Genomic DNA, 21,220 nt, shown 5'->3' with positions numbered 1-21,220 from the left:
GTCGTGGGCCCCGGCGTACGGCTTCCGGACACGGGGGCCGCCTTCAGTCATTTCCCCCGCGGGACTGACTCAGACGCCACACATGCCGCGCTCGCGCGTGCGGGGAAGGTGTCCTGAAGGTCTTTCCAGGGCCGCCGCGCGATGACTTCGCCCCGTTTCCACGGTCGGTACGGGCGAAGGGAGAACCCCCATGACGGCTTTGGAGAAGGCATTGGAGAACGCCGGGAACGCCGAGGACGCGGAGGCGCTCCAGCGGTATGGCTCGCGGCTGCTGCGGCACGCCGCGGGATTCGCGCTGGAGACCCTGGACGCGCTCCCCGCGTTCACGGGCGACGACCTGCGCCGCCCCACGCCCTGCGCGGGCTGGGACCTGTGGATGCTCCTGCGGCACCTCGACGACTCGCTCGCCACCCTGCACGAGGCCGTCGCCCTGGGGACGGTACGCCTGGACGATCCCGGCACGGCCACGCCGGCGGCGGGGGAGCCCGGCGGCCTGGTCGCCGGGCTGCGGGAGCGGACGCGGCGGCTGGCGGCCGCCTGGTCGGACGCCGACCGGGACGGCCGCGTCGTCATGGTCGGCGGCTGCCCGGTCATGGGCGGGGTCGTGGCGGGCACCGGCGCGGTCGAGCTGGCCGTGCACGCCTGGGACGTCGCCCGGACGTCCGGGGCCGCGTGCGAGATACCGGCCCCGCTGGCGGAACGGCTGCTGCGCCTGGCGCCCCTGCTGGTGCCGGAGCACGCCCGCCAGGGCCTGTTCCGGCCGCCGGTCGCGGTGCCGGACGGCGCCGCCCCGGGCGACCGGCTGGTGGCCTTCCTGGGCCGCGACCCCGGCCGGTCCGTTCAGGCCCTGGGCGCGTAGCTCCGCACGCCGCCGTCGCTCACCTGGGAGTCCAGGACCCCCTGGTCGACCAGCACGTCGAGGTGGGCGTCGATCTCCAGGACGGCCAGCATGCGGCTGAAGACGTCCAGGTCGTCCAGCTTGCGCTGCCGCCGGGTCCACGGCATGGCACGTGCCACCTCGAACGCGGTCGAGTGGCCGGAGCGGACCTGCGCGGCGGCGATGTCCAGCCGCTCCCGGTGGTGCTCGATCAGCTCGTCGATCCGCGTGTGCACGCTGCCGGTGACCTGGCCGTGCGCGGGCAGCAGCAGCGTGTCGGGCATGTCCCGGACCACCCGCAGCGACTCCAGGTAGCTGCGCAGCGGCTTGGGCTCGGGCGCGGACTCCAGCCCGATGGAGGGCGAGATGTGCGGCAGCACGTGGTCGCCGGCGAACAGCAGGCCCGCCGCGGCGTCGCGCAGCACGACGTGGCCGCGGGTGTGGCCGGGCGTGGCGAACACGTCCAGGCCCCGCCGGCCCAGCGCGACCCGCTCGCCGTCGTCCAGCCAGGCGTCGGGGGCGGTGTCGAGCACCACGCCCTCCCCGCCGTCGCCGTCCATCGCCTCGACCTCGTCGGCCAGCGCCGGGGCGCCGCAGCCGCGCAGCAGCCGGGCCTGGCTGAGGTGCGGCCGGCCGCGGGCCGCGACCATCGCCTCGATCGAGAGGCTCTCGCCGCGCCCGATCCGCACCCGGGCCCCGAACGCCTCGCGCAGCGCCAGCGCCTGCCCGTAGTGGTCCCAGTGCGCGTGCGTGACCAGGAACTGGGCCACGTCCTCCAGCCGGTGGCCGAGCGTGCGCAGTCCGGCCGACAGCGCGGCCCTGCTGTCGGGCAGCGGCCAGCCGGAGTCGACCACGACCAGCCCGTCGGGGTCCTCGATCACGTAGACGTTGACCGAGTGCAGGCTGTCGATCGGCAGTTTCAAGGGGATCCGGTGCACGCCGGGGGCCACCGGGTGGGCCCCCGGCTCGGTCCAGTCCGCCGGTTGCTCCAAGGCCGGTACCGCCACCGCTGCCCCCTCCATTTTTAGAATCAGGTTCGGCCCGACGGTACTTCATGAATGTTTCCGGTTCGTACACCGGGGCCTGAACACAGGGGTTCCGGGAACGTGACGCTCAGCACGCGCGGGCGGCCTCACCGGCCCGGCGGTGCGCGTCGCCGGCCGCCTCCGCGGCCTTGTCGCGCAGCCGTTCGGCCTTGTCCACGCGCCGCGCGGCGGACTCCTGACGGGCGACCGCCCGGTCCAGCTCGCGGCGCAGCCTGCCCACGTCCGCGTCGGCCGACTCCAGATCATCGTGGGCCTCGCCGAGCTCCGCCTCACGGGCCGCGAGGTCGCGGTCGGCCTGCTCGGCCTTGCGCTGGGCCGCCCGGTGCGCCTTCTCCCGCTCGGCGCGCACAGTCTCGGCCTGCTTCTCGGCGGCACGGGCCGCCGCGGCCCCGCCGCCCTTGGCCGCCCTGCGCTTCTTCGGGGCCGGTGCCTCCTCCGGCTCCACGGTGGGTTCTGCGGGCTCGGCCTCTTCCCTGGGGGGCGGGAACCCCGTGAGGACGAATCCAGCGTGGCTGCGGGGCTGGGCCAGCCGGCCCTGCCGGACCTCCTCGGCCACGTCCGCGTCCACGGTGGCGGCCTGCAGGGTGTCCTCCACCTCCCGCACGGCGGGCTCGCGCAGCGGATGCCCGGCCTCTTCGGCCAGCTCCCGCGCCCTGCGCACCAGCAGCCGCACCAGCTCGCCGCGGCGCTGCTCCAGGCCGCCGATGCTCCCGCCCGACGCCCACGCCCCGCGCAACTGCTCACCGACGTCCAGGAGCCATCCCAGCTCCTCCCCGGCCGACCGGCCGAGGAGGTTGACCGCCCACGCGGACAGCGTCGGGCGGCGCAGCGTCCCGATCCGCTTGGCCAGCGCGGCCTCGCCCTCCGCACGGGCCTCCTGGACGAGGCGCTTGCGCGTCTCCATGAACGCGTCCGGGGCGACCCCGTAGAGCTCGTGCGCGGCGCTGGCGAAGTCCACGCCTGATCTCTACCCGCGCAGGGCGTCCAGCACGAGTCCGAGCAGCCGCTCCGGCCGCCCCGGGTCGGCCGGGTCCGGCTCGCCGGCGGCCAGCGCGACCCCGACCACGAGATCGATCATGTCCGCGGGGGAGACGTCGGGGCGGGCCGCGCCGGCGCTCCGGGCCCGGTCCAGGACGCTCGCCGCGGCGTCCCTGATCATCTGGTGGCAGTCGATGCCCAGACCGCCGCGCCCGTCCACCATCAGCTGCCCGGCCAGGCCGTGGTCGGTGCGCGCGTGCGCCAGGAAGGCCCGCAGCCAGAGGGCCAGGGCCTCGTCCGGCGACGCGGTCTCCCGCAGCTCCGCGGCGCGCGCGCACAGCCGCTCGATGCGGTCCTGGAGGACGGCGGCCTGCAGCGCCGCCCGGTTGGGGAAGTGGCGGTAGAGCGTGCCGGGGCCGATCCCGGCGCGGCGCGCGATCTCGTTCAGGGACGCGCCGGGGCCCTCGGCGGCGAAGGTCTCGCGGGCGGCCTCGACGATCCGCTCCCGGTTGCGCCGCGCGTCGGCGCGCGGCGCCCGCCCGTCCTGCGCTGTGGTCATCGCCCCATCCTCGGCGCCCGCCTCCGGCTGGCCAAACGGAGAAGTTCTCCGTATTGTAGCCCGGGACTAAGCGGAGAGGTTCTCCGGAAAGCTGTGAGGAGTGACCGATGACCGAAGACGCACGCCGGGCCCTGGGCCGGGTCGGGCTCTGGACGTTCGCGCTGGAGGGCCGGCCCGCCGGATGGGTCCGCGACGCCGCCGCCGAGATCGAGGACCTGGGGTACGGGGCGATCTGGTTCGGGGAGAGCTTCGGCCGCGACACCTTCGGGCAGGCCTGGCTGCTGCTGACGGCCACCAGCCGGGTGGTCGTCGCGTCCGGGATCGCCAACATCGCGGTGCGCGACCCGATCGCCATGGCCACCGCCGAACGCACCCTGGGCGAGGCGTTCCCCGGCCGCTACCTGCTCGGCCTGGGCGGCCACCGGGTCGACGACACCCCCATGCGACTGGACGGGTACACGATGCCCGTCGTCGGCCGCGCCGTGGCGTCCATGACCGACTACCTGGACCGGATGGACGCGGTGCCGGTGCACTCCGTGCCGCCCGCGACGCCGCCGCGCCGCGTCCTGGCCGCCCTCGGGCCCAGGATGCTGGACCTGGCCGGGCGCCGCACCTGGGGCGCCCACCCCTACTTCGTGCCCGTGCGACACACCGCGCAGGCCAGGGAGATCATGGGGCCGGACGCCTTCCTCGGCGTCGAGCAGGCCGTCGTCCTGGACACCGACACCGCCCGCGCCCGCGAGGTCGCGCGCGAGCACGTCGCCGGGTACGTGGGCCTCGCGCCCCACCAGGAGGCCAGCATGCGGCGCCTGGGCTACGGAGACGCCGACCTGGCGGGCGGGCCCAGCGACCGCCTGGTGGACGACATCGTCGCCTACGGGGACGCCGGCGCGATCCTCGAGCGCGTCCAGGAGCACCTGGACGCCGGCGCCGACCACGTCTGCGTGCAGGTCCTCACCGCCGACCCGGCCGAGCCGCCGCTGCCGCAGTGGAGGGAACTGGCCCCCGTCCTGCTGTGACGGCCCCGGCGCCGTCCAGAAGTTTCCGTTCACCCTCCCGCCGCGTGACGTTTCACCGCCCGCCGGCGCTGTCCTTACCAAAGGGCGAGGAGGGGCTCCAGGGATGCGCGACGGCGCGGGCGGTTATCTCGTCGTGGGCCGGAACGATCGGCCGTTACCGGAACTGTACGTGCTGCGCCCGTTCCTGCCCGCGGTCGCCGGGCACCGGGCGCTCGGCGACGGTTGGCAGATCTGGGAGCTGGGCGCCGACGCCGCCGTGGCCGACAGCGTGGCGCTGCTGGTCGACATCGCCGCCGCGACCCGCGCACCGGCGCTGCTGGGGTCGTTCCTGAGCGCCGGGCGCGCCGCGGTCGAGGGGTTCAGCGGTGCGGGCGGCTACTGGCGCGCGCTGGTCCCCGCCGGGCCCGGCGCCGCGCCGTGCGCCGCCGAGGAGATGGCGGGGCGCGCGGGGCTCTGGGCCGCCGCCGCGCGCCGCGCGGTCGCCGGCCGCCCGATCGCCGACTGCCTGCGGACGCCCCCGCGCACCCGTGCGGACGGGGTGGTCGAGGACCTGCTGTCCCTGCTCGGTCTCCCGGGCCCGGCGGAGGCCGTCCCGGAACCGGCCGCCGAACGTCGGTGACCGCCTCCGGCGCCCGCCCCCGCAGGCGCCGGCGGGCGTCTCAGCGGCTGTCCAGGAAACGGTCGAGGACGCGGGTGCCGAACCGGAGGGCCTCGACCGGGACCCGCTCGTCCACGCCGTGGAACATCCCGAAGTAGTCCAGCTCCGGGCCGAGCAGCAGCGGGGCGAAGCCGAAACTGCTGATGCCGATCCGGTTGAACGACTTGGCGTCGGTCCCGCCGCCCATCACGTACGGGACGGGGTGCGCCCCCGGGTCCTCGGCCCGCAGCGCGGCGGCGAGCGCCGCGAAGGTGGGCCCGGCGGGATCGGCCGCGGGGGCCTCCTCGTAGTTGACGAACTCGCGGGTGACCTTCGGGCCGAGCAGCCGGTCGACCGTGGCCAGGAACTCCTCGCCGGTGCCGGGCAGGTAGCGGCCGTCGACCTGGGCGTACGCCGTCCCCGGCACCACGTTGATCTTGTACCCGGCGTCCAGGCGGGTCGGGTTCGCCGAGTTGCGGATCGTGGCCTCGAACAGCCGCCCGGGCGCGCCCAGCCGCCGCGCCTCCTCGTCCAGGCGGTCGTGGTCGATGGCGGTGCCGAGGGCCTCGGCGAGGCCGTCCAGCAGGGCGCGGACGCCCGGGGTCAGCCGTACCGGCCACTCATGGGAGGCGAGCCGGGACACCGCGTGCGCGATCTCGGCGACCGCGTTGGCGGGCGCGGGCTTGGAGCCGTGCCCGGCCTTGCCGCGCGCGGTCAGCTTCATCCACATCGTGCCGCGCTCGCCGGTCGCGATCGGGTAGATCCGCCGGCCGCCGCCCGCGGCGACGCTGAACCCCCCGGACTCGCTGACGGCCTCGGTGCACCCGGTGAAGAAGTCGCGGTGCTCGCGCGCCACGTACCGGGACCCGTAGTCGCCGGTGCACTCCTCGTCGGCCAGGAACGCCAGGACGAGGTCGCCGCGGGTGCGCCGCCCCTCGCGCAGCCGCTGCCGCACCACGGCCAGCGTCATCGCGAGCGTGCCCTTCATGTCGACGGCTCCGCGGCCCCACACGCACCCGTCCCCGGCGATCTCGCCGGAGAACGGGTGCACGCTCCACTCGGCGGGGTCGGCGGGCACCACGTCCAGGTGGCCGTGCATCAGGAACGCGGGGGCGGACGGGTCGGTGCCGGGGATCCGGGCCAGCACGTTCGCCCGGCCGGGCGCGGACTCCACCACGACGGGGTCGGCGCCGGCCTCGTCCAGCAGCGCGGCGACGTGCTCGGCGGCGGGCCGCTCCGGGTCCGCGTCGCCCTCGCCGCGGTTGACCGTCTCGAAGCGGATCAGGTCGGCGCACAGCCGCGCGACCTCGTCGCCGGCCGCGGCCGGCCGGTCCCGTTCCCGCACCCGCGGTCCGGTCACCATCCCCGTCCTCTCGGCGCCGAACCGGCGCTATCCGAAGGGTTCCTTCGTTTCTGACGCGCGCTGACCTGTCGCTATGGCGATGGCCGTTGCCGGCATGGTCTCGATCCGATGAAGAATCGCCAGTCGCCGTACCGAAAACACGCCAACGGTACAACGCTGCGTGCAGCGCGCCGGGACGCCTCGCCCGGCGCGGGGCTCCCCGACACTGAGGAGGATCATGACCATCCTGAGGGGTGTGCGACCGGGCCTGGCCGCGCTCGCCGCGATGGCGCTCGCGGCGACGGCGGGGGTGGCGGCCTGCGGCGGCGACGGCGGATCCGGCGACGGGACCTTCACGGTCGGGCACAGCGAGCCCGACCACCTCGTCCCCGGCAACACCACCAGCAGCTACTCCTTCGACGTGCTGAGCGGGCTGTTCGAGAACCTGGTGGGGCTGAGCAAGGACGGCAAGCCGGTCAACCTCGCCGCCGAGTCGGTGGAGACCAAGGACCAGAAGGTCTGGACGGTCAAGATCCGGGCCGGGCAGAAGTTCCACAACGACGAGCCGGTCACCGCGGCCAGCTTCGCCGACGCCTGGAGCAACGCCGCCTACGGGCCCAACGCCTACGAGGCCAACGACTACTTCTCCCAGATCCAGGGGTACGACGAGCTCAACCCCGAGGACGAGAAGGCCAAGCCCGAGACCGACAAGCTGTCCGGGCTGAAGGTGGTGGACGACACCACCCTCGAGGTCACCCTGAAGGAACCGTTCAACCAGTTCCCGCAGCTGCTCACCTACCCCGCCTTCGCGCCGATGCCCAAGGCCGCCTACAAGGACCTCAAGGCCTACGAGGACGCGCCGATCGGGAACGGGCCGTACCGGATCAGCGGCAAGTGGGAGCGCAACCGCCAGGTCAAGCTGGTGCCGTTCAGCGGCTACACCGGCACGCGCAAGCCCAGGAACAAGGGCGTGACCTGGAAGAGCTACGCCAGCGCCGACACCATCTACACCGACCTGCGCGCCGGCCGGGTCGACGTGCAGCAGACCATCCCCGCGGCCAAGGTGCCCGAGGCCAAGCGGCTGCTGGGCGACCGGTTCCTGCCGCGCAAGACGGGCACCATCGACTACCTCGGCTTCCCGCTGTTCGACAAGCGCTTCGCCAGCCCCGACCTGCGCAAGGCCATCTCCATGGCCATCGACCGCAACGGCATCAACAAGGCCGTCTACAACGGCGACTACCTCGTGGCCGACTCGCTGCTGCCGTCCATCATCACCGGGTACCGCAAGGGCGCGTGCGCGGAGGCGTGCACCTTCAACCCGGCCGAGGCCAAGAAGCTGTACGACAAGGCCGGCGGATTCGAGGGGACGCTGGAGCTGTACTTCTCCAACGCCCAGCCGACCTACTACCAGTGGATGCAGATCGTCGCCAACTCCCTGAAGACCAACCTCGGGATCAAGGACGTCCAGTTCCGCCAGGTGCCCGCCGCCGACTACTTCGGGCTGCTGTCGCGGCGCGAGGAGAAGGGCCCGTACCGGCAGAACTGGGAGGCCGACTACCCCAGCGCCCAGAACTACCTGCAGAACATGTGGGGCAGCGCGGGCAACAAGATGGGCTGGGAGGGCACCCCCGAGAACAAGGAGTTCGACGGGCTCATCGCCAAGGGCAACGCCGCCGGCGACGAGCAGGACGCGCTGAAGTTCTACAACCAGGCCGAGGACCTCGCCCTCCGCGAGATGCCGCAGATCCCGCTGTGGACGTGGGCAGGGCAGGGCGGCCGTTCCGACAAGGTCGGCGACGTGACCATCACCCCGTACGCGGGCGGCCTGGTCGTCCACGAAGTGACGGTGAAGTAAGCGCAGATGTGGCGTTACGTCCTCCGGCGGCTCCTGCAGGCGATCCCCGTCTTCATCGGCACCACGCTGCTCATCTACGCGATGGTGTTCGCGTTGCCGGGCGACCCGATCCAGGCGCTCGCCGGGGACAAGCCGATCCCCGAGACGGTGCGGCAGACCCTCCGGGAGCGCTACAACCTCGACGACCCGCTGCTGGTCCAGTACGGCAAGTACATGCTGGGCCTGCTGCAGGGCGACCTCGGCGAGAACTACACCGGCCAGAAGGTCTCGGAGATGCTGAGCGGGCGGTGGGGCGTGACGATCCAGCTCGCCCTCACCGCCTGGATCTTCGAGCTGGTGGTCGGCATCGGGCTGGGCGTGTGGGCCGGGCTGCGGCGCGGGAAGCTGGCCGACACGCTGGTGCTGGGCGGCACCACCCTGATGATCGCCGTCCCGGTGTTCGTGCTCGGCTACACCGCGCAGATCCTGCTGGGCGTGCACTGGTCGATCTTCCCGACCGCCGGGACCGACGACGGCTGGCCGCTCAGTTATCTGCTGCCCGGCATGGTGCTGGGGTCGCTGGGGCTGTCGTACGTGGCGCGGCTGACCCGCACCAGCCTGGCGGAGAACCTGCGCGCCGACTACGTCCGCACCGCCCGGGCCAAGGGGCTCACCCGGGCCCGGGTGGTGGGACGGCACACGCTGCGCAACTCCCTGATCCCCGTGGTGACCTATCTGGGCGTCGACTTCGGCACGCTGATGGGCGGCGCCATCGTCACCGAGGGGATCTTCAACCTGCCCGGCATCGGCCAGCAGGTGTTCCAGTCCATCCAGCTGAAGGAGGGGCCGGTGGTGGTCGGCGCGGTCACCGTGCTGGTGCTGATCTTCCTGCTGGTCAACCTGGTCGTGGACCTGCTGTACGGGGTGCTGGACCCCCGGATCCGCTACGAGTGACGGCCGGCGACGAATGATGGTGAAGATGAAGGACGCGGACGACGGGCCCGCCCAGGGCGCCGCGGCGCCGGCCGTCCCGGTGGCGGGCGGCCCCGTGGTGGTCGGCGCGGTCGGCGGCGGCCGGCCCGCCTCGCTGTGGCACGACGCCTGGCAGGACCTGCGCCGCCGCTGGGTGTTCTGGTGGGCGGTCGCGGTGCTGCTGCTGGTCGGCGCGATGGCGGCGGCGCCCTGGCTGTTCACCGGCCGCGGCAGGAACGAGGGCTGCGACCCCAACCTGGCCCGGCTGGCGCCCGGCGGCGACCACCCGTTCGGCACCGACCTGGCCGGGTGCGACTACTTCGCGCACGTGGTGCACGGCGCCCGCCCGACGCTGTTCATCGGCGTCGCGGTGACGCTGTTCGCGCTGCTGATCGCGATGGTGTTCGGGATGCTGGCCGGCTACTACGGCGGGCTGCTGGACACGGTCGTCGCCCGGATCACCGACGTGTTCTTCGGGCTGCCGTTCGTGCTGGGCGCCACCGTCATCCTGGTCGCCTTCCCCGGCCACGGCGTCGGCGCGATGACGCTGGTGCTGGTGCTGCTCGGCTGGACCACGATGATCCGGATCATGCGGGCCCAGGTGATCGCCGTCCGGGACGCCGACTACGTGCAGGCGGCCCGGCTGCTGGGCGCCTCGGACCGGCGGATCATGCTGCGCCACATCCTGCCGAACGCGCTGGCCCCGGTGATCGTGGTGGCGACCCTGAACGTGGGCAACGTGATCTCCGGCGAGGCGACGCTGGACTTCCTCGGCGTCGGCCTGCAGTACCCGCAGGTGTCGTGGGGGCTGCAGCTGAACCTGGCGCAGTCCTACTTCGTCGACCACCCGCATCTGCTGATCTTCCCGGCGGTGTTCCTGTCGGCGACCGTGCTGAGCTTCCTGATGCTCGGCGACGCCGTCCGGGACGCCCTCGACCCGAAACTGCGGTGATGATGGCCGAGCCGAAGAAAGCCGGACCGGGCGCCGGGGTAGACGCCCCGCTGCTGGAGGTGGCGGACCTGCACGTGCGGTTCCGCGTCCGCGACCAGGACGTCCGGGCCGTCAACGGGCTGTCCTACACGCTGGCCGAGGGCGAGACGGTCGCGATCCTGGGCGAGTCGGGCTCGGGCAAGAGCGTGGCCGCGCAGGCGGTGATGGGCATCCTCGACAGCCCGCCGGCCCGGATCACCCACGGGTCGGTGCGGCTGCGCGGCGAGGAGCTGCTCGGCCTGCCGGAGCGGCGCCGCCGCCGGTACCGCGGCGACCGGATCTCGATGATCTTCCAGGACGCGCTGACCGCGCTGAACCCGGTGTTCACCGTCGGCGACCAGATCTGCGAGATGTACCAGGTGCACCGCGGGATGCGCCGGAAGGAGGCGAAGGCCAGGGCGGTCGAGCTGATGGAGCGGGTGCGGATCCCCTCGCCCCGCGAGCGGCTCGGCGACCACCCCCACCACTTCTCCGGCGGCATGCGCCAGCGCATCATGATCGCGATGGCGCTGGCGCTGGAGCCCGACGTGCTGATCGCCGACGAGCCCACCACCGCGCTGGACGTGACCGTCCAGGCGCAGATCATGCGGCTGCTGGCCGACCTCCAGGACGAGCTGCGCATGGGCCTGGTCCTCATCACCCACGACCTCGGCGTGGTCGCGGGCGTCGCGGACCGGATCGTGGTCATGTACGCCGGGTCGGTGGCCGAGCAGGCCCCGGCCGGGGCGCTGTACGCGCGGCCCGCCCACCCGTACACCAAGGGCCTGCTGGCCTCGGTGCCGCGCCTGGACCGCAGCGGCGAACGCCTCGTGCCGATCAAGGGGGCGCCGCCCAACCCGGCCGCGCTGCCCCCGGGATGCCCGTTCCGGCCCCGCTGCCCGCGCGCCGAGGACGTCTGCGCCGAGGAGCGCCCGCCGCTGGTCGAGGTCGCCCCCGGCCACGCGGCCGCCTGCCATTTCGCCGAGGAGGTGCACGGTGGCTGACGCCCCTTCGGGAGCCCCGTCCGGGGAGGCGCCGATCCTGCGGGTCGAGGGCCTGGTCAAGCACTACCCCGTCACCCAGGGCGTGGTGTTCAAGCGGGAGGTGGGCCGGGTCAGGGCCGTGGACGGCGTCGACCTGGAGCTGCGCCGCGGCGAGACCCTCGGCGTGGTCGGCGAGTCCGGCTGCGGCAAGTCCACGCTCGCCCGGCTGCTGCTGGCCGCCGAGCGGCCCACCTCCGGCACGGTCCGGTTCGAGGACCGCGACATCTTCGCGTTGCCGCGCCGCGAGCTGAGGGCCCTGCGCCGCCGCGTCCAGATGGTGCTGCAGGACCCTTACTCCTCCCTCAACCCGCGGATGACGGTCGGCGACATCGTCGGCGAGCCGTTCGCCGTCCACCCGGAGGTCGCGCCCAAGGGGGAGCGGCGCGCCCGCGTGCAGGAGCTGCTGGAGCTGGTCGGCCTCGACCCCGGCCACGCCGACCGCTACCCGCACCAGTTCTCCGGCGGGCAGCGGCAGCGCGTCGGGATCGCCAGGGCGCTCGCGCTGCGGCCCGACGTGATCGTGTGCGACGAGCCGGTGTCGGCGCTGGACGTGTCCGTGCAGGCCCAGGTGATGAACCTGCTGGAGGAGCTGCAGGACGAGCTGGGGCTGGCGTACGTGTTCATCGCCCACGACCTGGCCGCCGTGCGGCACATCTCGGACCGGATCGCGGTCATGTACCTCGGGAAGATCGTCGAGACGGGCGACGAGACCCGGATCTACGAGCACCCCACCCACCCGTACACGCAGGCCCTGCTGTCGGCGGTGCCCGTGCCCGACCCCGAGCGGGCGGGCCTGGACGGGCAGATCGTCCTGGAGGGGGACCCGCCGTCGCCGCTGGACCCGCCGTCGGGGTGCCGCTTCCGCACCCGCTGCTGGAAGGCGGAGGACGTGTGCGCCGAGCGGGAGCCGGCCCTGGAGGAGCGGGAGGGCTCCGCGCACCCGAGCGCCTGCCATTTCGCCGCCGAGCGGGCGGCCACGACCGGCTGATCTCCGGCGACCCTCCCAAAGCCCTAAAGTGGGGAGACATGGCACGGAAGGCACGGGGGGCGCGGCTCCGCTCCGATCTCCACAAGATCGACGGCGGTGAGGCCGAGCTGCTGCGCGACGCCGACCGCGACGGCGGATGGATGCTGTGCGTGGGCGGCGTGCCGCAGTCCTACGTGGACCTGTCCGACCCGACCTATCTCGACTTCGAGTACATGCAGTTGATGGGCGACGTCGTCGACTGCCTCGACGTCCGCGAGGACGCCGAGCCGGGGAGCGGGCCGGGGCCGGAGCGGCGGGCGCTGGACGCCGCGCACATCGGCGGCGCCGGCTGCACGCTGCCCCGCTACATCGCCGCCACCCGCCCCGGCTCCCGCCAGGTGGTCTTCGAGCCGGACGGGCGGCTGGTCCGGCTGGTGCGCGAGCGGCTGCCGCTCCGGCAGGTCCCCGGCGTCAAGATCAGGATCACCGACGGGCGGACCGGCATGGCCGCGCTGGCCGACGCGGCCGACGACCTGGTGGTCCTGGACGCGTTCGCGGAGGCGTCCATGCCGGTCGAACTCGCCACCCGCGAGTTCACCCTGGAGGCCGCGCGGGTGCTGCGGCCCGGCGGCGTCTACCTGATGAACGTGGCCGACGGCTTCCGGCTGCCCTTCGCCCGCCGGGTGGTCGCGACCGTCCGCTCGGTGTTCCGGCACGTGCTGCTGATCGGCGAGCCCGGCGTGCTGCGCGGGCGCCGGTTCGGGAACCTGATCGTGGCCGCCTCCCGGCACCCGCTGCCGGCCGCCGAGCTGACCCGGCGGGCCGCGGGCGGCGCCTTCCGGGCCCGGGTGATGGCGGGGGACGAGCTGGCCGGGTTCTGCGCGGGCGCCGCGCCGCTGAGCGACGGCGAGGACGTCGAGGCGCCCGTCCCCCCGCCGGAGGTCTTCGGCCGCTCGTGACCGAGCAGGGCGGTCCGGAGCCGGTGATGAGCCGTTCCACCGCATATTCCGTGCGGTAAGCCGCGGACCGCGCAGTTCCGCGAACCGATTCCCATTGGAACCGGCCCGGAGCTACCCGAACGCGACCGGGCGCCGCCGGAGAGTAACGGCCGTCAGGCTGCCCGGACGCGTTTCACGCGGATTCCGGGACGGCCCCCGCGACGCCCCCGAGCATGTCGCGGGCAAGGTGACCTGGGCCGATTTCCCGGCCGCCCGCCAAGGCCGAGTAACGTCCTGTCGGGTGCGCAGTCATGACCTGAGTGCGCCTTCGCGCATCCGCCTTCGCGGACACGCGCAATGTCCCATAATTGAGCGATGCAGTCGTCCACCCGAATTCTCATTCTCGGCATGGATGCGTCGGGCAAAATCCTCCAGTTCGATCGCAACGCCGCCGCCGTGCTCGCCGAGAATCCCGAGGACCTGCTGGGCGCCCGGCTGGGCGAGGTCATCGCCGGCGCGCAGGACCCGCTGGACGAGGCGCTGCGCTTCGAGCGGGAGCGCACCACCATGCTCACCGTCGAGACCCGGCAGGGCGCCACCTACGACGCCGTGGTCACCGTGCACCCGATGAGCGGCGGCCCGGCCCTCGCCGGCGGGCCGTCCCGCCAGGGCGACGCGGCCCCGGCCGCCCTGGCGGTCATCCGCGTCCCCGTCCCGCTGGCCGACCGCTTCCTGGACCCGGCGGTGATCAGGCGCGCCCTGCTGGAGGACTCGCTGCCCCGGCTCGGCGCCACCCTCGACCTGGAACTGCTGGCGCGCGGCCTGATGAGCGTGCTGGTCCCGCACTTCTGCAACTCCGGCGGGCTGCTGCTGATGGAGAGCCTCGTCGACGCCGACGAGGACCCGCCGCAGCAGCAGGCCGGCGGGTCGCCCGCGCTGCGCCGCATGGCGGTCGCGTTCGACGACGGCGACCAGGCCTGGGACGCCACCTTCCCCACCGGCGAGGTGCTCAGCTACCCCGAGGGCACCCCCTACGTGCGCTGCCTGCGGACCGGCGCCCCGGTGCTGGTGGGGCTGGGCGGCGAGGGCGCGTCCAGGATCGCCGACGCCTGGCGCCGGCCGCCGGTGTCCGACCTGCTCAAGGGCGCCTCGATGCTGATCCTGCCGATCTTCGCCGACGGCGCGATGCTCGGCTTCTTCGTCTGCACCCGCAACGTGGCGCACCGCCCGTTCGACGCCTACGACATCGAGATCGGGATGGAGTTCGCCAGCCGCGCGGCGATCTTCATCGAGAGCGCCCGCCGGTACGGCCGGGAGCGCGCCACCGCGCTCACCCTCCAGCGCAGCATGCTCCCCACCGGCCTGTCCGCGCCGTCGTCGGTCGAGGTGCACCACCGCTACCTGCCCGGCAGCCGGCTGATCGAGGTCGGCGGCGACTGGTACGAGTCCATCGCGCTGCCCGGCGGCCGGGTCGCGCTGGTGGTCGGGGACGTGGCCGGGCACGGCGTGCGGGCCGCCGTCACGATGGGCCGGCTGCGCACCGCCATCCACACCCTGGCCGCGCTGGAGCTGCCGCCCGCCGAGGCGCTGGAGCGCCTCGACTCCCTGATGCGCACCCTCGGCGAGCGCGAACCGCACTTCGCCACCTGCGCCTACGTGGTGTACGACGCCGTCAGCGGGCGGTGCGAGGTGGCCAGCGCCGGGCACCTGCCCCCGCTGCTGGCCCCGCCCGACGCCGACGCGCGGTTCCTGGACGTCCCGCCCGCCCCGCCGCTGGGCGTCGGCGACGGCCCGGTCGTGACCCGCGAGTTCACCGTCGAGGACGGCACGCTGCTGTTCCTCTACACCGACGGGCTGGTGGAGAACCGGGCCCGCGACATCGACGACGGCCTGGCCCGGCTGCGCCGCACGTTCGCGCGCGGCGCCGCGGCCCGCCCGCTGGAGGACCTCTGCCAGGCCACCCTCGACGGCGTCTTCGACGACCAGCACCGCGACGACATCGCCATGCTGGTCGCCCGGCTGCGCCGCATCCCGGCCGACGACCACGTCTCCTGGGAGCTGCCCGCCGACCCCGCCGCCGTCCGCCGCGCCCGCGGCCTGATCCGCGCGCGGCTCGGCGAGTGGGGGCTGGGCGACCTGTCGCCGACCACCGAGCTGCTGGCCTCCGAGCTGGTCACCAACGCCATCCGGCACGCGGGCGGGCGGCTCACCCTGCGCCTGGTCCGGGAGGGCGGGCTGGTGTGCGAGGTGTTCGACTCCTCCGACGGCCGCCCCCGCATCCGCCACCAGGAGGACGCCGACCCCGCCGAGTCGGGCCGGGGCCTGCACGTGGTGGGGCGCCTGGCGCAGCGCTGGGGCGTCCGCCGCACCGCCCGCGGCAAGGCCGTGTGGTGCGAGCAGGAGCTGCCCTGAACCTTCCGGGGGCGCCGGCGCGGGCGGTCAGCGCAGCACGGAGATGTGCACGTGGTCGTAGTGGTTCTGGGTGATGCTGCCGCGGTCGGCCATCGGCCGCCAGCCGCCGCCCCGCACGTTCCAGATGTGCTGCTTCCAGATCACGTAGGAGATGCCCAGGCGCCGCGCGTTGGAGACGGCGTACTGCGCGACCTGGTCGCCGTGCCGCGCCGCGCTGGAACTGGGCATCCGCCCGCCCACGCTCTCCATGAAGTCGCACGCCCGCCCGTGCGCGTGGTCCTGCGCGTCCGCGCCGCTGCGGAAGCAGCCGATGGTGGGGAACGGGCCGTACATCTGGTCCAGCTCCATCACCAGTGAGCGCATCGTCGGCGTCATCAGGTTGCCGGTGATGAGCGACCGCGTCCCGCGCACGCCGTCCGGCCGCCCCGTCACCTGCGGCTGCCGGCGCGCCGACCCGCCCCTGGACGGCGTGTTCGCCGGGGCGTTGAGCTGCGCTATCCGGGTGCCGCGCGGCAGGATCCGCTGCAGCTTCTTGGTCAGGGCCTTGGCGTCGGTCTTGGGCGCGCTCACCACCAGCGCGTTGCCCTGGGGCATGCCGAGCGCGCGGGCCTGCGACCGGGACACCACCGCGTCGACGTCGCCGATGCCCATCGCCGCGTAGGCGCCCACCCGCACCTGGCCCGGCCGGTCGCTGCGCCCCGCCTTCACGACCCCGCCCAGCGGCAGCGACCCGTCCTGGCTCATCGAGAACGACACCGCCAGCCCGCCCGTCGCGATCGTCTGCCACAGCTGGTCGGACTCCGCCGACTGCGCCGGGACGAACGAGCGGAACGACGACGGGTCCACGCCCAGCAGCCCGACCCGGCGCCCCGCCACCTGGGCCCGCGCCGCGTCCACCACGGTGACCCCCGCGACGCCCTTCACCCGCTTCGCCCGCTCCACCGCGTCCGGCGGGAGCGTTCCGGTGCCCGCGATGAGCAGATGGGGGGTGTAGCGCTTGGTCAGGGGCGCCACCGGAGGCGCCTGGTCCGCCGCGCCGCCGGTGACGGAGACCAGGCGGTCGGTGCCCGCGGGCTCGTCGCCCCCGGACCGCTTGGAGACGACCACGACCAGGTCGGCGACCAGCGTGACGGCCAGCGCCGCCCCGATCACGGTGGGCAGCGCCCTGCCCGTCCTCCTCCCGGACCCGCCGATGCCCGTCCCGCCCCTTCGTGACCCGCGCGTCCGCACCCAGCCTCCTGTCATCGCGGGGGCGACCCCCCAAGCCCTCCACGCCCCACGCAGGGGCACCCCCGCGCACCCGAACCGCACCGGGGAAGCGCGGCCCTCGGACATCGCCGAGAGGGCGCCTTCGGGCAGGGAGGGGCGTCCGGGGGCCGGGTCGCGGCGAGGAGGGGCTCGCCGGCGGTCGGTCCCGTGCGCCGCATATTAGACAGCGAGGCGAATGCCCCGCCACCCGAGGCCGATCAGCGGACCGCTCGCACCGGTCAGTCCCACCAGAAGGACCACCAGGTCTTGCCGCGGATCTCCTCGGCGTAGCCGGTCAGGGTGCCGGGGCCCTGGAAGAGGATGTCCGGGCAGAAGGCCCAGTGCTCGGCGGCGACGTGCACCGCCTGGCGGGTGGTGACCGGCGGGGCGGCCACGCTGAGCTCCAGCGTGTTGAAGCCCAGCCCGATGACACGGGCCCCGAACCGCTCCTCCCAGCTCCGCACGACCGCCGCCAGGGGAGCGGTCCACTCGTTGTGGTTGAGCGCCCCCTGCCACCCCAGCGCGGCCAGGGCGTCGGCGCCGCGCTCCACGGCGGCCAGCCCCAGCGACATGCCGCGCCGCGCGAGCACGCGCGCGTGGCGGTCGGCCAGCGCGTCGGGGTCGTCCAGCAGGTGGGCGGGCTCGGCGGGCCCCGGGCAGTGCAGCCCGAACGGCGCGAGGTCGTCGACGTCGTCCTCGGACGCCTGCTCCGCCCAGTCGCCCCACACCTCGTACATGAACGCGCCCGGCGCGTAGTTGTCGATGTCGGCGACCGGCTCGGGGGCCACCTGCCCGGCCGCCCACGGCTGGTCGGACTCGTCCAGCAGCAGCGGCCACAGCCCCGACCCCGGGTGCTCGGTCCGCAGCCGCGACCACAGCTCGCCGCTCACGGGGTCGTCGCTGAGCCAGAACGCGGGGCGCAGCACCAGCTGGTGCTGCGGGTATCCGGGGTCCGGCCAGACCACGTCCCCCTCGGGCAGGCCCGCCGACAGCGTCCGCTCGACGGTGGCGTCGGCGAACAGCTGGGGCAGGTTGCCCGGCAGGGCCGGCCGGAGCTCTAGGTCGTCCATCTCTCGCCGTTCGGGTGCGCGTCGTGCCAACGGGGATCTTGGCACTCCCGAGATGTTAACGGCGTCGGCCCCGCCAGGGGGACCAGCCGCCAGGTTCGGTCGGCCCGCCGCGCCGGTCACCGCGCGGATCACGATCTGGTAGCGGGGGACGAGGGGTCGGGTCAGGGGGTTCCGGGGGAATCCCCGCGCAGCAGCGCGCGGGCGGGCAGGAGCATCGCGGCGGCACCGGAACCGGCCACCAACAGCAGGACCAGCGCCGCCGGGACCGGCGGCACCGAGGGGAGCGGCAGCCCGGTGACGGCGGTCGCGAACACCAGCAGCGTCACCGCCGCGATCAGCGCCCCCGTCGCCAGCCCCGTGCCGAGCACGACCACCGCCTCCAGGCGCAGCGACCGCAGCACCTGCCGCCGGGTCGCGCCCGCCAGCCGCAGCAGCGCGAACTCGCCGCGCCGCGCCGCCGTCGCCGTCGCCAGGGTGGTGACCAGGCCGATGACGATGAACCCGCAGATCGCCGCCACCACCACGCCGCTCAGGAAGCCCTGGAGGCGCAGCTCCTCGGAGACCCGGGCGCCGAACGCCCCGGCGGTGACGACCCGGGCCCCGGCGTAGCGGGCGGCGACCGGCCGCAGGTCGGCCTCGCCGGACACCAGGACGTGGTCGTCCAGGGGGGACGTGGCGTGCGCGGCGACCAGGTCGCGGGGGAGCAGCACGTCGCCCAGGCCCAGCCCGCGCTCGTAGATCGCCACCACGCGCGGCCTGAGCCGGGTGCCGTCGCCGAGCCACAGCGGCTTGATCGCGCCGACCCGCGTCCCGCCGGCCACGTCCCGGCTGAGCGCGACCGTCTCGCCGCGCAGCTCGCCGAGGCGGCCGGAAACCACGCCGGGATCGGTGGTGGCGGCGAGCCCGCCGGCGCCGACGCCCCGGGCGGGCAGCGAGCGCAACTGCTTCTCTCCCAGCTCGTTGACCGCCATCACCACCGTCGTGCGCTTGACGGCCGTCGCGGCGGTCACCCCGGGCGTCGCCCGCACGGCCGCCGCGGCCTCGGCGGGCAGCCCCGGCCCGGCCGAGACCAGGACCTGGGTCGCGCGCGTGGCCTCCCGGGCCTGCACCTCCGTCGCCCGCACCATCGTGGACTGGACGAACAGCTGCACGCCCGCGAACGCCACCGCCAGCGCCACCGGCGTCAGCACCGCACCCGCCCGCAGCGCCGCCGCGCCCGCCGCGTGCGCCGCCAGCCCGCCCGCGACCGGATCGAGCCGGCGGACCGTGCCGCCGAGCACCCGCACGCCGATGCGGGCGATCAGCGGGCCCAGGAACGCCGTCGCGATGATCAGGGAGATCACCAGGCCGCCCACCGACACCGCGGCGGTGGCGCCGGAGGTCGCCGCCGACGCGCCCAGCGCGCTCAGGCCGAGCACCAGGAACAGCCCGCCGGCGCCCACCCGCCAGCGCGGCAGCCCGGGGCGCTCCACGGCCGCCTCACCCAGGGCCTGGACGGGGCGGATCCGCGCCAGGCGCAGCGACGCCAGGAGCGCGGACACCGCCGCCGTGAGCACCGCGATCAGCAGCGCCGCCAGCGCGGGGAGCGGGCTCAGGGACAGGCCGAGGCCGCCGGGCAGCACGCCCCTGCCCGCCATCGCCGCGTGCATCGCGGCACCGGCGGGGAGCGAGAGCGTCCCGCCGAGCAGGCCCGCGGCGACCGCCGCCCGCACGTTCTCCCGGACGATCTGGGCCCGCACCTGCCCCGGCGTCGCGCCGACCGTCCGCAGCAGCGCGAACTCGCGGGCGCGCTCGCGGATCGACAGCGCGATCAGCCCGCCCGCCACCACCAGCGTCGTCATGACGGCCACGGAGCCCAGCGAGGCCCCCATCTCGACGACGTCGGGGCGCGCCGTGGCGACACTGAGGTCCTCGGCGTCCCCGCGCGCCGCGCCCGTGAGGACCTTCAATCCCGGGACGGCCTCGCGCAGCGCGGCGGTCTCCGCCCCGCCGCCCGTGTAGACCAGCAGCGCGTCGGCCTCGGACGGGCGGCCGCTCAGCGCGACCGCCGTCTCCGGGGCGAAGTACGCCCCCTCGGCGACCAGCCCGGTCACCGTGTACGGCCGCGGGGCCCCGTTCACCTGCAACATCACGCGCCGGCCGACCGCCGCTCCCGACGCCTGCTCCAGGGCGACCTCACCGGCCGTACGGGGAGCGCGTCCGGTGCGCAGCGAGGCCAGGCGGCTCCAGTTGTGCCCGGTGAACGCCCTGCCGTCCGCCGCGGCCACGGGGAACGACACGTCCGCGACCACGTCCCGGACGCCGGGCACGCTCCTGAGCCGCTGCGCCGCCGCGACCGGCACGCGCGCACGCTCGGTCAGGGGCCGCCGCTGGGTCTCCGGCTCCGACCCCGGCTGCTTGATCAGCATCGAGACCGACTGCGGGGCCGTGACGACCGCCGCGGCCTCCCCGTACCGCGCGACCGGGGCGTGCGCCCGCAGCGCCGACTCCAGGAGCACCCCGAACGTCCCGATGAGCACCGCCGCGAACGCCAGCGCGACGAAGATGCCGTGACGCGTCTTCACAGCGACTCCCAACGCCGCGAAACCTCGGCGGCCGTGGGCGAGGCCAGCTCGTCCACGATCCGGCCGCCGCTCAGGAACACCACCGAGTCCGCCCAGGACGCCGCCACCGGGTCGTGCGTCACCAGCACGACGGTCTGCCCGGCGGCGTCCACCGCCTCCCGCAGCAGGCGCAGCACCTCCCGCGCCGTGCGCGGGTCCAGCGCGCCCGTCGGCTCGTCGGCGAACACCACCTCCGGCTCGGTGATCAGGGCCCGGGCGATCGCCGCCCGCTGCTGCTGGCCGCCCGACAGCTCCGAGGGACGGTGCGCGGCGCGGTCGGACAGCCCCACCCGCCGCACGATCCCGGCCAGCCGCGCCGGGTCGGCCTCGCGGCCCGCCAGCCGCAGCGGCAGCGTGATGTTGTCCGCCACGCTCATCGTCGGGATCAGGTTGAACGCCTGGAAGACGAACCCGATCCGCTCCCGGCGCAGCCGCGTCCGCTTCGCCTCCCTCAGCGCGCCCAGGTCGACGCCGCCGATCCGGACCGTGCCCGAGGTGGGCCGGTCCAGTCCGGAGGCGCAGTGCAGGAACGTGCTCTTGCCCGACCCCGACGGGCCCATCACGGCGGTGAACCCGCCGCGCGGGAACGCCCAGGAGACCTCCTTCAGCGCGGTGACCTCGCCGTAGGTCCTGGTCACCGCCTCCAACTGGACCGCGCAGGCCGTGCCCGTGCGCGCCGCCATCGTCTGCATCACCTCGTCCACC

At 74.7% G+C, this 21,220-nt stretch carries 18 protein-coding genes; 10 read left to right on the top strand and 8 right to left on the bottom strand.

The genetic code is table 11. The features are described from left to right. The first annotated feature begins 190 nt into the window (after positions 1 to 190). On the top strand, positions 191 to 859 hold the full coding sequence (locus ACFPZN_RS14220; RefSeq protein ID WP_378282391.1) for a TIGR03086 family metal-binding protein: 669 nt from the start codon (positions 191 to 193) through the stop codon (positions 857 to 859). Here ACFPZN_RS14220 and ACFPZN_RS14215 read toward each other — a convergent pair. The 3 genes from ACFPZN_RS14215 to ACFPZN_RS14205 form a co-directional block, all read right to left on the bottom strand. Then, positions 841 to 1,884 carry an MBL fold metallo-hydrolase gene (locus ACFPZN_RS14215; protein WP_378282390.1) on the bottom strand — a complete coding sequence of 348 codons (1,044 nt, stop codon included), beginning with the start codon at positions 1,882 to 1,884 and terminating at the stop codon, positions 841 to 843. The two genes, ACFPZN_RS14220 and ACFPZN_RS14215, sit on opposite strands and share 19 nt — an antisense overlap. Positions 1,885 to 1,990: 106 nt before the next feature. Beyond that, positions 1,991 to 2,881 (bottom strand): hypothetical protein, encoded by an 891-nt coding sequence (locus tag ACFPZN_RS14210; protein WP_378282389.1) that lies wholly within the window; start codon positions 2,879 to 2,881, stop codon positions 1,991 to 1,993. A 9-nt stretch (positions 2,882 to 2,890) separates the two neighbouring features. After that, a complete protein-coding gene (locus ACFPZN_RS14205; protein WP_378282388.1) occupies positions 2,891 to 3,460 on the bottom strand; it encodes a TetR/AcrR family transcriptional regulator in 570 nt (189 codons plus the stop codon). Positions 3,461 to 3,567: 107 nt separating this feature from the next. Here ACFPZN_RS14205 and ACFPZN_RS14200 point away from each other — a divergent pair, with 107 nt between their 5' ends. Together ACFPZN_RS14200 and ACFPZN_RS14195 are read left to right on the top strand one after the other, a co-directional pair. Then, positions 3,568 to 4,479, top strand: coding sequence for a TIGR03620 family F420-dependent LLM class oxidoreductase (locus ACFPZN_RS14200; RefSeq protein ID WP_378282387.1), 912 nt, complete (start codon positions 3,568 to 3,570; stop codon positions 4,477 to 4,479). 103 nt (positions 4,480 to 4,582) lie between these two features. Continuing rightward, positions 4,583 to 5,098, top strand: a complete 516-nt coding sequence (locus tag ACFPZN_RS14195) for a hypothetical protein (RefSeq protein WP_378282386.1) — start codon at positions 4,583 to 4,585, stop codon at positions 5,096 to 5,098. A 40-nt stretch (positions 5,099 to 5,138) separates the two neighbouring features. Here ACFPZN_RS14195 and ACFPZN_RS14190 read toward each other — a convergent pair whose 3' ends face one another. Beyond that, a complete protein-coding gene (locus ACFPZN_RS14190; protein WP_378282385.1) occupies positions 5,139 to 6,479 on the bottom strand; it encodes a M20/M25/M40 family metallo-hydrolase in 1,341 nt (446 codons plus the stop codon). 217 nt (positions 6,480 to 6,696) lie between these two features. On the opposite strand from ACFPZN_RS14190, the gene ACFPZN_RS14185 reads away from it, so the two are divergent. The 7 genes from ACFPZN_RS14185 (at position 6,697) to ACFPZN_RS14155 (ending at position 15,594) form a co-directional block, all read left to right on the top strand. Then, positions 6,697 to 8,313: a peptide ABC transporter substrate-binding protein gene (locus ACFPZN_RS14185; RefSeq protein ID WP_378282384.1), complete on the top strand. Its 1,617-nt coding sequence runs from the start codon at positions 6,697 to 6,699 to the stop codon at positions 8,311 to 8,313. A gap of 6 nt (positions 8,314 to 8,319) precedes the next feature. After that, on the top strand, positions 8,320 to 9,246 hold the full coding sequence (locus ACFPZN_RS14180; protein ID WP_378282383.1) for an ABC transporter permease: 927 nt from the start codon (positions 8,320 to 8,322) through the stop codon (positions 9,244 to 9,246). A 25-nt stretch (positions 9,247 to 9,271) separates the two neighbouring features. Next, positions 9,272 to 10,216, top strand: coding sequence for an ABC transporter permease (locus ACFPZN_RS14175; RefSeq protein ID WP_378282382.1), 945 nt, complete (start codon positions 9,272 to 9,274; stop codon positions 10,214 to 10,216). After that, positions 10,216 to 11,238 (top strand): ABC transporter ATP-binding protein, encoded by a 1,023-nt coding sequence (locus ACFPZN_RS14170; protein ID WP_378282381.1) that lies wholly within the window; start codon positions 10,216 to 10,218, stop codon positions 11,236 to 11,238. Before ACFPZN_RS14175 ends, ACFPZN_RS14170 begins: the two co-directional genes overlap by 1 nt. After that, positions 11,231 to 12,265, top strand: a complete 1,035-nt coding sequence (locus ACFPZN_RS14165) for an ABC transporter ATP-binding protein (RefSeq protein WP_378282380.1) — start codon at positions 11,231 to 11,233, stop codon at positions 12,263 to 12,265. Before ACFPZN_RS14170 ends, ACFPZN_RS14165 begins: the two co-directional genes overlap by 8 nt. Before the next feature lie 38 nt (positions 12,266 to 12,303). Further along, entirely contained in the window at positions 12,304 to 13,203 is a 900-nt protein-coding gene (locus tag ACFPZN_RS14160) for a spermidine synthase (protein ID WP_378282379.1), read from the top strand. 387 nt (positions 13,204 to 13,590) lie between these two features. Beyond that, positions 13,591 to 15,594: an ATP-binding SpoIIE family protein phosphatase gene (locus ACFPZN_RS14155; RefSeq protein WP_378282378.1), complete on the top strand. Its 2,004-nt coding sequence runs from the start codon at positions 13,591 to 13,593 to the stop codon at positions 15,592 to 15,594. A gap of 27 nt (positions 15,595 to 15,621) precedes the next feature. Here the strand turns inward: ACFPZN_RS14155 and ACFPZN_RS14150 are convergent, their stop codons facing one another. The 4 genes from ACFPZN_RS14150 to ACFPZN_RS14135 all read right to left on the bottom strand — a co-directional run bounded on the left by ACFPZN_RS14150 (position 15,622) and on the right by ACFPZN_RS14135 (position 21,198). Beyond that, entirely contained in the window at positions 15,622 to 16,824 is a 1,203-nt protein-coding gene (locus ACFPZN_RS14150; protein ID WP_378282377.1) for a VldE C-terminal domain-containing protein, read from the bottom strand. Positions 16,825 to 17,081: 257 nt separating this feature from the next. After that, the gene (locus ACFPZN_RS14145; RefSeq protein ID WP_378282376.1) at positions 17,082 to 17,912 is read right to left on the bottom strand and encodes a DUF4253 domain-containing protein; all 831 of its coding nucleotides are present in this window, start codon (positions 17,910 to 17,912) and stop codon (positions 17,082 to 17,084) included. Between the two features lie 161 nt (positions 17,913 to 18,073). After that, positions 18,074 to 20,476, bottom strand: a complete 2,403-nt coding sequence (locus tag ACFPZN_RS14140) for an ABC transporter permease (RefSeq protein ID WP_378282375.1) — start codon at positions 20,474 to 20,476, stop codon at positions 18,074 to 18,076. Then, a complete protein-coding gene (locus ACFPZN_RS14135) occupies positions 20,473 to 21,198 on the bottom strand; it encodes an ABC transporter ATP-binding protein (protein ID WP_378282412.1) in 726 nt (241 codons plus the stop codon). Before ACFPZN_RS14135 ends, ACFPZN_RS14140 begins: the two co-directional genes overlap by 4 nt. Positions 21,199 to 21,220: the final 22 nt, after the last annotated feature.

Origin of the sequence: Actinomadura rugatobispora, from assembly GCF_042656285.1 — a bacterium.
GTDB classification, from domain to species: domain Bacteria; phylum Actinomycetota; class Actinomycetes; order Streptosporangiales; family Streptosporangiaceae; genus Spirillospora; species Spirillospora rugatobispora.
This window is presented reverse-complemented; position numbering and strand designations above follow the sequence as displayed.